The sequence below is a fragment of the Streptomyces rimosus subsp. rimosus genome (genome assembly GCF_000720725.1).
Lineage (GTDB): Bacteria > Actinomycetota > Actinomycetes > Streptomycetales > Streptomycetaceae > Streptomyces > Streptomyces rimosus_A.
Window position 1 is genome coordinate 52,795 of record NZ_JOCQ01000042.1, and the last position, 13,870, is coordinate 66,664.

A 13,870-nucleotide genomic window follows, 5' to 3' on the forward strand; every position below is an offset into this window, starting at 1 on the left:
GCGTCCAGCACGGCACCCGATTCGGGCTCCGTGTGCACGGGGCCGCCCGACCGGCGGCCCGGAAAGCGAGTGCGCACCATGGCCACTTGAGGCGGCGGGCAGACCGGCACCGGCCTGCCGGGGTGGCCGACCGCACTTCCCCGCGGAAGTCCCACGGCCCCGCCCGCACTTCACCGCCGCGACGAAATAGCACCCCCACCCCGCATTCCCGCCCCTCGTCGAGCCGTTCCGGCGCGCATGCGCGAACTCCCCGGCCATCTCCGCACAACGGAAACGGCCCCGGCGAGTTCAGCCGTGACTTCCCGCAGCGGCCTGCGCGGCGTCCGAATACACCCCGCCCGTCACTCTTTTCCGGCCCCTTACCGCACCGTGATCGGGCCCGGCCGGCGGCAGGTATTCAGCCGTCCGCACGGACAAACCTCCTCGCACAGAAGAAGAGCTAGTTTTGCCGGCGAATCAAACGTTCCGCGCCTCGACTTCCGCACACCCCCGGACGACGCGGAAGCAGACCGCTGTCGAGCCGCTGCCGAGCCGTACCGGGCCGCTGGAGCTGTCCTTCGCGCAGCAGCGGCTGTGGTTCCTGGCGCAGCTGCGGGGCGCCGGCGAGGCGTACCACATGCCGCAGGCGTTCCGGCTGCGCGGACCGCTGGACCGGGACGCGCTGACCCGCGCCCTGGACGCGCTGGTCGCCCGCCACGAGGTCCTGCGGACGCGCCTGGTCGCCCTGGCGGGCACGCCGTACCAGCAGATCGACCCCGCTGACCTGGGGTTTCCCTTGCAGGTCCACGACCTGGGCGAGGCCGGTGACGCGTCCGCCGCCGAAGCGCGGCTCACCGCCCTCCTGGCGGAGGAAGCGACCGCGCCGTTCGACCTGGCCGAGGGCCCGCTGATCCGCGGGCGCCTGGTGGTGCTGGCGGCCGACCACCACGTACTGCTGCTGACCGCCCATCACATCGCGTCCGACGGCTGGTCGATGACGGTGATGACGCGGGAGATCACCGCTCTCTACACCGCTTTCCGCGCCGGTGAAGCGGACCCGCTGCCGCCGTTGCCGGTCCAGTACGCCGATTACGCGGCCTGGCAGCGGAAGTGGCTTTCCGACGGTGTACCGGCGAAGCAGGCCGACCACTGGAAGAAGGTCCTGGCAAACGCCCCGGCACTGCTGGAACTGCCCACCGACCGGCCGCGCCCGGCCGAGCAGGACTACCGCGGCGGCAAACTCCCGCTGGAATTCGACGCGGAATTGACCGCGGCGCTGAAGAACGCGAGCCGCCGCAACGGCAGTACGTTGTTCATGACCTTGCTGGCGGGCTGGGCACTGGTCCTCGCGCGGCTGTCCGGCCAGGCCGATGTGGTGATCGGCACGCCGGTGGCCAATCGCCGGCGCGCCGAACTGGAAGGCTTGATCGGCTTCTTCGTCAATACGCTGGCACTGCGTGTCGATCTTTCCGGCGGGCCGACGGTGGCCGAACTCCTCAAGCGGGTACGCGGCGTCGCGCTGGCCGCGCTGGAAAACCAGGACCTGCCGTGGGAGCAGGTGGTCGAACTTGTCAATCCCTCCCGCAGCCCGGCGCACACCCCGCTGTTCCAGACCATGTTCGCGTGGCAGAACAGCGAGGAGGGCGAGCTGTCACTGCCGGATATCGAGGTGACACCGCTGGATTCGCCGTACGACGTCGCGAAGTTCGATCTCACCCTGTCGCTCGCGGAAGAGGACGGCCGTATCGTCGGCAGCCTGGATTACGCGCAGGCACTGTTCGACGCGGAAACCGTGGAACGGTACGGCTGTTATCTCCGGCGCGTCCTGACGCAGATGGCCGCGGACCCCGGCGCCGCCGCCGACGCCCTCGCGCTGCTCGACGAGGAGGAGCGGGACCGGCTCGTCACGGAGTGGGACGGGACCGGCCGCCGGGCGGCGTGGTCCGGTGTGATCGACCGCTTCGAGAGCCGGGTGCGCGAACAGCCCGGCCGTACGGCGCTGGTGTGCGACGGCGAGCGGCTGGACTACGCGACGCTGGACCGGCGGGCCAACCGGCTCGCCCATGCCCTGCTGGCCCGTGGTGTGCACCCCGACCAGGTGGTCGGCCTGCACGCCGGGCGCTCGACGGCGCTGGTGGTGGGCATCCTTGGCATCCTCAAGGCCGGGGCCGCCTATCTGCCGCTCGACCCCGAACTGCCCGCCGAGCGGCTGGCCGCCATGGTGGAGGACGCCGCGCCCGCCCTGGTGCTGAGTGACGCGGACGCGCCGCCGGACGGCCGGCAGTCGCTGGCCGCCGTCGAGGCGGAAGGGCGGCGTGACGACGCGCCCGGCATCGCCGCGCATCCCGACCGGCTGGCGTACGTGGTCTTCACCTCGGGTTCCACCGGCCGCCCCAAGGGCGTCGGCGTCACGCATGGCAACGTTGCCAGCCTCTTCGGCCACTGGGTCGCGCGGTTCGGCGACGGGGCGGACGAGGCCGCGTCGTGGTGGTCGAGCATCGGCTTCGACTGCTCGGCGTTCGAGATCCTGCTGCCGCTCACCACCGGCGCCGCGCTCCACCCGGTCCCCGGGGAACTGCGCGCCGATCCTGAAGCGTTGCTGGACTGGATGCGCACCCACCGCATCGCGCAGGCGTTCCTGCCGCCCGCCTTCGTCAAGTGGATCGACGAGGCGCCCGGGGAGCGGCTGGCCGGGCTGGCGCTGCGCCGCCTGCTGACGGGAGTGGAGCCCGTACCGGAACAGGCCCTGCACCGCATGCGGGAATTCCTGCCGGAGCTGCGCCTGCTCAACGGCTACGGCCCCTGCGAGACGACGGTCTTCAGCACCGGCTACACCGATCCCCGCCCGCTGTCCCGGCAGTGCCCGGTCGGCCGCCCCCTGGACGGCACCCGGATCCGGCTGCTCGACGAGCGCCTGCGGCCGGTGCCGCCCGGCGTGACCGGCGAGATCTACATCGGCGGCGCGGGCCTGGCCCGCGGCTACGTCGGCCGCCCCGGCCTGACCGCCGAGCGCTTCGTACCGGACCCGTTCGCGCCCGGCGAGCGGATGTACCGCACCGGCGACCTGGCCCGGCGGCTGCCGAGTGGCGACGCCGAGTACGTCGGCCGCCGCGACCACCAGGTCAAGCTGCGCGGTTTCCGTATCGAGCTGGGCGAGATCGAGGCGGCGCTGCTGGACGGGCCCGGCGTGCGCGAAGCGGTCGTACTGGCCGACCGGGACGCGGCGGGCGAGGCGCGGCTGGTGGCCTTCCTGGGCCGCGGCGAGGCCGAGGCGCGGCAGCCCGACGCCTGGCGCACCACGCTGGCGCGACGGCTGCCCGGCTACATGATCCCGGCGCTGTTCGTGGAGCTGCCGCGGCTGCCGCGCACCCCCAACGGCAAGCCGGACCGCGCCGCGCTGCTGGAGCGGGCGCGGGCCGGCGGCCCCGCCCAGGTCAACCAGGCCAGCCCGCGCGACCACATCGAGCTGGCGCTGTACCGGATCTGGCAGCAGGTGCTGGTCCGGTCCGAGATCGGCATCCGCGACAGCTTCTTCGACATCGGCGGCACCTCGATCTCCGCCATCAAGCTGGCCCACGCGGTCCGCGAGGAGTTCGGCGAGACGCTGCCGGTGCGCGAGATCATGCTGCACCCGACGATCGAGGCGCTGGGCGGGCGGCTGCGCCGGGGCGCGCCGGACCGGCCGGACAGCAATCTGATCGAGTTCCGCGCGGGCGACGGCCGGCAGCGGGTGATCTGCGTCCATCCGGCCGGCGGCACCGCCTTCTGCTACCTGTCGCTGGCCAAGGCGCTGCCCGGCTCCTGCGGGGTGTACGGCATCCAGTCGCCCGGCGTGAACCCCGGCGAGACGTTCCTGCCGACGGTGGAGGCCATGGCCGAGGCGTATCTGACGCTGGTGGCGCCGCTGCTCGACGGGCCCGTGGTGCTCACCGGCCTGTCGTACGGCGGGCTGGTCGCCCACGAGATGGGGCGCCGCCTGGCGGAGTCGGGCCGTACGGATGTCAGCGTGGTGCTGCTCGACACCCAGGGCTCGGACGGGCCCGTGGACCCGGCCGCGACGGCCCCGGTGGACATGGCCGAGTTCCGCGACAAGCTCGTCAAGTTCAACGGCATGTACCCGGGCATCGACGACGAGCAGATCGACCAGTACTTCCGCATCTACAACCACAACCGGCAGACCGCGGGCGGCTACCCGGCACCGCCGTCGGCGGCCCGGACGGTCCTCGTCCAAGCCGTGGAGGACGGCACCGACACCCCGTTCCTGCGGGGCGTACGGGACTTCTGGCAGCGGCGCGCGCAGGCCGGGTTCGTGGTGGAGCCGGCGTACTGCGACCACTGGGAAATGCTGGAGAGCGCCGAGGTGCTGCGGGTGGCTGCGTTGATCGAGGCCGAGCTGGCCCGCTTCCCGGCCGCTCCCCCATCGTCCGGCGGCCCGTCGCTGCCCGCCGGGCCGGAAGCCGAGTCAGCACAGGCGCAGGAGTGATGATGGAACCCGAATCGACCTTCCCGGCCTCCCCCTGTCTGGCTGGGAGCGTTCTCGCCCAGGCCCGCCGCACCCCTGCCGCCCTCGCGGTCGTGGACGGCGGCCGCCGCCTGGACTATGCGGAACTCGACACCACGAGCGCCGCCGTCGCGCGGGCCCTGCACCGGCACGGCGTACGGCCCGGACAGGCGGTGGCGGTCTGCCTTCCGCGCTCGTGGCAGCTGGTCTGCGCGATGCTGGGCATCCTGCGGCTGGGAGCCGTGGTGGTCCCGCTCGACCGGCTGAGCCCGCCCGAGCGGCGGCGCCACATCCTGACCGACTCCGCGAGCGGGACGGTGCTCCACGGCGGTACGGCGCCCGACGGGCTGCCGGACGGCGTACGAGCCCTGCCGGTGGCCGGACTGCTCGCCACCGGCCCGGCCGACGGCGACGCCCCGCTGCCACTGCCTGCCACCCCGCCCGCCTCCTTCATCTTCTACACCTCGGGCACCACCGGCCGCCCCAAGGGCGTCGAGGTGCGCGACGCGGGAATCCTGCGGCTCGCGCGCCCCGGGTGGATCAGCCTGGATCCGGGCGCGCGCTACGCCTGCCTGGCCAATCCCGCCTTCGACGCGCTGAGCTTCGAGGTATGGGTGCCGCTGCTCACCGGCGGCCGCTGTGTGATCTTCGGTGATGAGGAGGTGCAGACGCCGCACCTGCTCACCGAGGCGCTGCGGCGTGCGCGCATCGACACGCTGTTCATCACCACGGCGCTGTTCAACGCGGTGGCCGACAAGGTGCCCGACGGCTTCTCCGGCGTCGGGCGGGTGCTGATCGGCGGCGAGCAGCTGAACGCGCCGCTGCTCCGCCGCTGGTACCGCGACAACCCCACGAGCCCCACACAGCTCCACAACATCTACGGCCCCACCGAAGCCACCACCTTTGCCCTCTGCCACCCCGTGCCCCGCGACTTCGACGGCGACGTGGTGCCCATCGGGCGGACGCTGCCGGGCACCGGGGCCCTGGTGGTGGCCGACGACGGTGCCAGGACCGCCGAGCCCGGCGAGATCGCCGAGCTGTACCTGGCGGGCGAGGCGTTGGCGGCGGGCTACCGCAACCTGCCCGACGAGACCGCGCGCCGCTTCGTACGGCTGCCCTGGCACGACGGCGGCGAACGCCGCTTCTACCGCACCGGCGACCTGGTGCGCCGCGGCGCCGACGGCCTGATCAGCTACGTCGGGCGCGCCGACCGGCAGGTCAAGGTGCGGGGCTTCCGCATCGAGCCGGGCGAGCTGGAGCGGCAGATCGAGGCCCATCCGGCGGTACGCCAGGCGTATGTGCGCACCCGCCGCGACGCGCACGGCGTCAACGAGCTGCTGGCCTACCTGGTGCTCGGCGACGAGCTGTCCTTCGACGCCTTCGACCGGCACCTGGCGGACGGCCTCCCGGCGTACATGCGCCCGCACCACGTGTACCTGGTGGAGGAGCTGCCGCTCAACGCCAACGGCAAGGTCGACGCGACGGCACTGTCGCGTCGCGACGACCGTCCCTGGCAGCGTCCGGGGACGGCGGAGGACGCGGCGGCCACACCCTGGCAGCGCGAGGTGCTGGAGCTGGCGGGCGAGGTGCTGGACGTACCGGGCCTGCGGCTGGGCGACCGCTGGATCGCCAACGGCGGTGACTCGCTCAAGGCGCTGCGGCTGCGCTTCGAGGTCCGGCGGCGCTGGGGCTGCGAACTGGCCCAGGCGGCGGTGTTCCAGGGCGACTTCGCGCAGCTGGCCGCCGCGGTCGCGGAGGCGCGCGACGGTGCGGCTTCACCGTACCCGGAGCCCTCCGCCCCCTCGGGCGCCCGCTCCGCCCCCGCCACCTCGGAGCAGCAGCGGCTCTGGCTCCTGCAACAGCGCGATCCGCGGTCCTGCGCGTACAACGTCCCGATGGCGTTCCGGCTGGACGGCGCGGTGGACACCGCCGCGCTGCGGGAGGCGCTGCGTCGGCTGGTGGCGCGTCACTTCGCGCTGCGTACGGCCTTCGAGGCCACGCCGGAGGGTCTGCGGCAGGTGGTCGGCGAGGCGTACGACCCGTGGGTGGCACCGGAGTCGCTGACGGTGCCCGACGCGTCCGGTGCTGGTGTGTCCGGTGCCGGTGCGTCCGACGCGCCGACCGCCGAGCAGCCCGACTGGCACCCCGCCGCCCACCGCCTCTTCGCCACCCCCTTCGACCTCGCCCTCCCCCGCCTGCTGCAAGCGACGTTCCTGCCGCGGCCGGGCGGTGGCGTCCTGCTGCTGCACCTGCACCACATCGCGGTCGACGGCTGGTCGCTCAATGTCCTCTTCCGTGAGCTCTCGGCCGATTACGCGGCCGTGCTGAGCGGCACGGAGGCGGCGGAGCCCGCGGTGGCGCCGACGCCGCTGGACTACGCGGGCTGGCAGGACGAGTGGTTCGCGACCGACGCCTATCAGGCTCAACGTGCCGGGCTGGGCAGCTACTTGAGCGCATCGGAAGAGGTGGCGGCCCCGCTGGAGCCGGTCCGCTCCCGGCCCCGTACCAACGGCCGGTTGCTGCGCGACTCGCTCGACCCGGGCCGCCGCGCCGCGCTCGACCGGCTCTGCGCCGAGCTGGGGCTCACCCGCTTCCAGCTGCTGCTGGGCGTGTTCGCCTGGAGCCTGTACGGCGTGACCGGGCGTTCACGGCCCCGTATCGCCGGGCCGGTGGCCAACCGGCCGGTGCAGGCATTCGAGGACAGTGTCGGCATGTTCGCCAACACCGTGCTGCTGCCGCCGGCTCTGGTGCCGCGCGAGCAGTTGCGCGCGCAGCTGCTGCGGCAAGGTGCCGCCGTACAGGAGGTGCTGGACCGGCAGGACGTGGCACTGGCCGATGTCCTGGCCGACCAGGAGCACCGTACCGACGGCTCGCCGTTCGACTTCCTCTTCGTCCTGGAGAACACCGATTTCGGCACGCTGGCCCTGCCGGGCTGCGCCTCCCGCCCCGAGTGGCCGGTGCCGGCCGAGGCCAAGTGCCCGCTGACGCTGTCCGTGGTCGAGCACGACGCGGGTTTCGACTGCCTGTGGGAGTACGCCGCCGAGCACTTCGACGCCGCCGAGGTGGAGGCGATGGCCGCCCTGTTCCGGCGGGGGCTGGACCAGCTGGCCGACGGCGGTACGGCGACGCTGGCCGAGCTGGTGGGCCCGTACCGCGACGGCCTGCCCGAGCCCGGCCGGGGTGCCGCGACTCCCCCGGCGTTCACCACGGTGGCCGAAGGCTTCGCCCGCCAGGCACGGCTCACGCCCGGTGCTCCCGCGCTGGTCGCCGACGGCCGCACGCTGACGTACGCCGAACTCGGCGCGCACGCCGCCGCGCTGGCGGACGAGATACGCGCTGCCTACCCGCTCCCGCCGGAGGACGACGACCGCCCGCACTGCGTCGCGCTGCACTTCGAGCCCTCCGCCGAGCACGTGGTGGCGCTGCTGGCACTGGCCCGGCTCAACCTCACCATCGTGCCGCTCGACCCGTCGTACCCGCCGAAGCTGCTGCGGCAGATCCTCGACCAGGTGCGCCCGCTGTGCGTCCTGGTGCCGCCGGACGGCACGGCGGCGATCGACGCGATCGCCCCGGCGGACCTGCCGCGCCACCCGGTCGCCCTGCCGGACACCGCTCCGGACGGGCACCCGTACGACGAGTTCGCCCACGACGGGCGGCGACCGCTCTACACGCTGTTCACCTCGGGCTCCACCGGTACGCCCAAGGGTGTTCAGGTGCCCGACCGCACGCTGTGCAACCTGCTGCACTGGCAGGCCGACGCCGGCGGCCTGGCGGGCGGCGCCGTCACCCAGCAGTTCTCCATGCTGTCCTTCGACGTCTCCTTCCAGGAGATCTTCGGCACGCTGTGCGGCGGCGGCCGTCTGCACCTCGTACGGCCCACCTGGCGGCAGGACGCCCCAGCCCTGCTCGAACAGCTCGAAACGGCCGGCGCCGAGCGGATCTTCATGCCGTACGTGGCGCTGCACCTGCTGGCCGAGCACGGCGTCCGGCTGGGCCGCTTCCCGTCCCGGCTGCGTGAAGTGATCACCGCCGGCGAGCAGCTGCTGTGCACGGCCGCGATACGCCGCTGGTTCGCCGGGCTGCCCGGCGCCCGCCTGTTCAACCACTACGGGCCGACCGAGACGCATGTCGTCAGCAGCCTCTGCCTGGAGGGCGACCCGGAGCAGTGGCCGGAGCGTCCGGCCATCGGCAGGCCCGTCGCCAACGCGTGGCTGCGGGTCGTGGACGAGGCCGACGCGCCCGTACCACCGGGCTGTCCCGGCCGACTGCTGATCGGCGGCCCGATGGCCGCGCCCTGCTACCTCGGTGATCCGGCACTCAACGCCGCCCGCTTCGTGGAGCTGCCCGGCCCGGGCACCTTCTACCGCAGCGGCGACCTGGCCCGCTTCGACCGGGACGGCCTGCTGCACTACCTGGGCCGCGACGACCAGCAGGTCAAGCTGAGCGGCCACCGCCTGGAGCTGGGGCAGGTCGAGGCGGCGCTGCTCCAGCACCCGGGCGTGGTCAACGCGGTCGTGGTGCGCGACGGTGCCCGGCTGGCGGCCTGTCTGGAGTGCCGCGGTGAGTCCCCGGCGCCGGAGGACCTGGCCGCGCACCTGGCACCGCTGCTGCCTCCGTACGTACGGATCGACCGCTTCCGGCGGCTCGCGTCCCTTCCGCTCACTCCGAGTGGCAAGCTGGACCGGCGCCGCGCGCTGACGGCGCCGGGTGAGGAACTGCGCCCGCGTACCGCCACCACGGCAGCGGCCCTTTCGCCGGTCGAGGCCCGGCTCACGGAACTGTTCGAAGCGGTGGTCGGCACACCGGTCGGCCCCGACGAGCGGTTCTTCGACGCGGGCGCGACCAGCCTGGACCTGATGCGCTTCCATCTGCGCTGCACTGCCGAACCGGACCTGTCGTTCAGCATCCCCGACCTGTTCGAGCACGTCACCGTGCGGCGGCTGGCGCGGTTCCTGGACCAAGGGCTGGAGACGGCCCGGCAGGACACGACGGGGCCCGGGGCAGCCGACGAGCCGGTCGCCGTCGTCGGCATGGCCGTCCGGCTGCCCGGCGCGGACGACCTCGGTGCCTTCTGGGAGATGGTGCGGACCGGCGCGCGCGGCATCGAGCACTTCGACGCCGCCGACGGCCTCGTGGGCGCCCGCAGCCAGATGTCCGGCCTGCTGGACTTCGACCCGGACCACTTCGGCATCAGCCGCCAGGAGGCCCGGCTGATGGACCCGCAACAGCGCCACCTGCTGATGAGTTCGGTGCAGGCGCTGGCCCACGCCGGTATCACCGACCCGGCCGGGCAGCGCGTCGGCATGGTCGCGGGCTGCGGCGAGAACACGTACTACCAGTCCGTACTGCGCGAGGCCGACCCGGCGTACCTGCCGGACGGCTTCCAGATGGCGCTCCACCACGACAAGGACTTCCTCGCCACAAAGGTCGCCTACCATCTCGATCTGTCGGGCCCGGCCTTCACCGTGCAGGCCGCCTGCGCCAGTTCGCTGGTGGCGGTGCACGTCGCAGCCGGTCTGCTGCGCCAGGGCGACGCCGATGTGATGCTGGCCGGCGGCGTGCTGGTCGACACCCTGCTCACCGGCGGCTACCGCTACCGGCCGCAGCACATCTTCTCCAAGGACGGCCACTGCCGGCCCTTCAGCGACGACGCCAGCGGCACCATCGGTGCCAGCGGCGTCGGCGTGGTCGTGCTCAAGCCGCTGCGGCTGGCGCGGCGGGACGGCGACACCGTGTACGCGGTGATCACCGGCTCGGCGCTGAACAACGACGGCTCCGCCAAGCTCAGTTACAGCGCGCCCTCGCTGGCCGGGCAGCGCGAGGTGATCCGCACCGCGCTGCGCCGCAGCGGCCGTACCGGCGCCGACCTCGGCTACGTCGAGGCGCACGGCACCGGCACCACGCTGGGCGACCCGGTCGAGGTCGGCGCGCTGCGCCAGGCGTTCGGCCTGGACGGGCCCGGCACCTGCGCGCTGGCCTCGGTGAAGAGCCAGATCGGGCACCTGGGCGCCGCCGCGGGCGTGGTCGGACTGGTACGGGCCGCCCTCGCGGTCCACCACGGCGTCATCCCGCCCAACGTCGACTTCCACCGCCTCAACCCGCAGATCGGCGCCGATGCCGCGCCGTTCACCATCCCGACCGAGGCGCGGCCGTGGCCCGCCGGGCGGCCCCGGGTGGCGGCGGTGAGCAGCTTCGGCATCGGCGGCACCAACGCCCACGTCGTCCTGGAGGCGGGCGAGCAGGCGGAGTCCGTGTCCGATGTACCCTGCCTGCCACTGTCCGGCAGCAGCGAGGCGGGCCTGCGCGCGGATGCCGCCCGCATCGCCGATTACCTCCGGGCCCGGCCCGAGGCGTACGGCCAGGTGCTGCGCCATCTCCAGGCGGGCCGCCCGGCCCACCGGCTGCGGGCCGCGGGAGTCTGCGCCGACGCGGCGAGCGCGGTGGCGTGGCTGCGTACGGTCGCCGACGCCGACCTGGTGCCGGTCGACACGGACGGCACCGAGGGGGTGCTGTCGGCTGCGGGCCGCTCCCCCGAGGAACTGGCCGACGCCTGGCTGACCGGACGGACGGTCCGCTGGCCCGATGGTCCGGCTCAGGCCCCGTGGGACTTCCCGCCCCCGGCCTTCGAGCTGGCGACGTACGACTTCCAGCGCGCCACGCCGGATACGGACGTCCCCGCGAACCAGGCCACCACAGAGGCGCTTCCCCAGCGGCTGCCGGAGGCGGACTGGCTGCACCAGCCGCACTGGGTCCGGCTGAGTCGCGCCGTCCCGGCCCCCGCGTCGCGGACGTCCGGCGGCCTGCTGGTCGTCGTGACGGCCGAACCGCTGCCGCCCGAGGCGCTGCGCCCCTTCGAGGCTGCCTGGGCCCGGGTGGTACGGGTCTGCGCGGCCGGTGCGTACGCCCGGCTGGCGGACGACGCGTACGAGGTGGACCCGGCCGACCCGGACTCGCTGCGCCAACTGCTCGACGCGCTGGGCGACTTGGGCGAGGCCGGTGCCGACTGGCTGCACGCCCTTCCGCTGGCGGTCGGCGGCGCGGTGGACGAGGACGCGCTCGCGCGTGCCCGCTGGGCCTGCCTCGACACGCCTGCCGCCCTGCTGCAAGCCGTCGCCGGTACGCCGCAGGCGGAGAAGGTGCGGCCGTGGTGGCTGTCGTACGGTGCCCAGCCGGTCGAAGGGCCCGTACGGCGACCGGAGCTGGGCCTGCTGGCGGGTGTCTGTGAAGTGGCGCCGCAGGAGTGCGCCGTGGACGGCCGCTGGCTGGACCTGCCCAGTAGCGAACTCTCCGACTGGGCACAGCAGTTGACCGCACTGCCGGGCAGCGCAGACGGCTCCGGAACGCTGCCGCGGCGGCTGGCGCTGCGGCAGGGGTACTGGTGGCAGCAGGCGCTGCTGCCGGTGCCCGCCCCCACGACGGCGCCACCTGCCACGTTCTCTTCCGCGCTGCCTTCCGCACTGCCTTCCGCCCCGCCTTCCGCACTGCCGGCCGAGGCAGGTACGTACCTGATCCTCGGCGGTACCGGCGGCATCGGCAGCAGCATCGCGGCCTGGCTGCTGGAGCGGTCCGACTGCCGGGTGGTCCTGCTGTCCCGGCAGCCGCGCGTGCCCGCCGAGCTGTCGGAGTGGGCCGACCGCGTCGAGCTGGTCGAGGCCGACCTCGCCGAGACGCCGCCCGAGACGGTCCTCCGGCGCATCGACTCCGTGACCCACCGGATCGACGGTGTCGTGCACGCGGCTGGCACAGCGGCCGGCGGCCTCGTCACCCGGCGGGACGCCGTGGCGATGCGGCAGGCCATGGCCGCCAAGCTGCACGGAGCCCTCCTGGTCGAGCGGCTGATCGAGCGGCACCGGCCGGCCTTCGCCGCGTACTGCTCGTCCATGGCGGCGCAGTTCGGCGGCATCGGCCAGTTCGACTACGCCGCCGCCAACGGCCTGCTGGACGGCTTCGCCCGGCACCGGACCGGCGAGGGCGCAACGACCCTGCGGATCGGCATCGACTGGGACATCTGGAGCGAGGTGGGCATGGCGCGGGACGCCCTGCAGACGGACGCCCGGCATCAGGCCCACCTCGCGGTCGGGCTGGCGGTGAAGGAGGGCCAGCACCTCTTCGCGCGCGCCCTGGAACTGCAACTTCCGCAGCTGCTGGTCTCCACGACGCCCATCGAGGAAGCCCGCGCGTTCTACGCGGCTGCGGGTGACGCGTCCGTGCCGCCGGACACGTCCGGCACCGCAACCGCCTCGGCCTCGGCCTCCGCCGAACTCGCCGACTGGCTCGGCCGCTGGCTGGGCCTGGACGAGCTGGACCCGGACGCCTCGCTCTACGACCAGGGCGCCGACTCGCTGACCATGCTCGATCTGATCGGCAAGGTGGAGGAGCACTTCGGCGTCGACCTGGAGCTGTCCCAGCTCAGCCACCAGGTCAGTCTGAACGAGGTCCTGGTCAAGGCGGGCGCGCGGCCGGGGGCGGAGCCGTCCGGCGCGGTCCGGGCCGCCACCGGGTCCGATGACGATCCGGTGACGCTGGAAGTCTGGCAGCAGGGCACCGGGCACGACCTGCTGTGCCTGGTCCACCCGGTTGGCGGCGACATCCAGGCGTACCGCGCGCTGGTGTCCGCCCTCGACCCGCGCTTCACCGTCTGCCTGATCGCCGACCCCGCGCTGCGCCTGCCCGACCTGCCGGCCTGGTCCCTGGCCGAACGGGCCCGGCGCTATCACGCCGCCCTCCAAGCGCGCTTCCCGCACACCGACTGGCGCCGGCAGCTGGCCGGCTGGTCCTTCGGCGCGTGGGTGGCGCAGGCGATGGCGGCCGAGGCGGAGGCGGCAGGGCATCCGGCCGCCGCGCTCCACCTGCTCGACCCGCCGCCGCCGGACGCCGCGCCGCACTTCAGGGCGTACGACGAGACCCAGCTCGAAGCGGTCTTCGCACACGAGCTGGGGCAGGGCGACACGGGCGCGCCGGCGAGCCGGGAGGCGCAGGCGTACGCCGAGCGGCTGGCGCGCTGCTGCCGGGCCAACATCGCCGGCATGGCCCACCACGACGTACCCCGGCTGTCCGGCACGCCCACCCGCCTGTGGCTCGCGAACCGGCCGGTGGAGAGCCTGCCGAACCTGGGCTCGCCGGAGGCGCGGCAGCGCAAGTGGCGGGACCACCTGCCGGACCTGCGCGGCTGGCAGAGCGTGGACACCACGCACTACGGCATCGTCCGGCCCCCGTACGTGCAGGCCGTGGCGGACGCGGTGCACACGGCCACGGACGCGGTGGACGCAGCGCACACGGCCACGAACGCGGTGGATGCAGTGCACACGGCCACGGCGGACACCTCCGTACCGGCCCGTCCGGAACGCCGCTGATGCCGTACCTGACCGAAGGGACCTCCCCGTACCCGCC

At 73.8% G+C, this 13,870-nt stretch carries 2 protein-coding genes; both read left to right on the forward strand.

Annotated features, from left to right (window positions below; genetic code table 11):
• The first annotated feature begins 445 nt into the window (after positions 1-445).
• The gene (locus IH45_RS0122395; protein ID WP_030671161.1) at positions 446-4,462 is read left to right on the forward strand and encodes a non-ribosomal peptide synthetase; all 4,017 of its coding nucleotides are present in this window, start codon (positions 446-448) and stop codon (positions 4,460-4,462) included.
• On the forward strand, positions 4,462-13,833 hold the full coding sequence (locus tag IH45_RS01000000143965; protein WP_234440628.1) for a non-ribosomal peptide synthetase: 9,372 nt from the start codon (positions 4,462-4,464) through the stop codon (positions 13,831-13,833). The genes IH45_RS0122395 and IH45_RS01000000143965 overlap by 1 nt, the downstream gene beginning before the upstream one ends.
• Positions 13,834-13,870 lie beyond the last annotated feature (37 nt).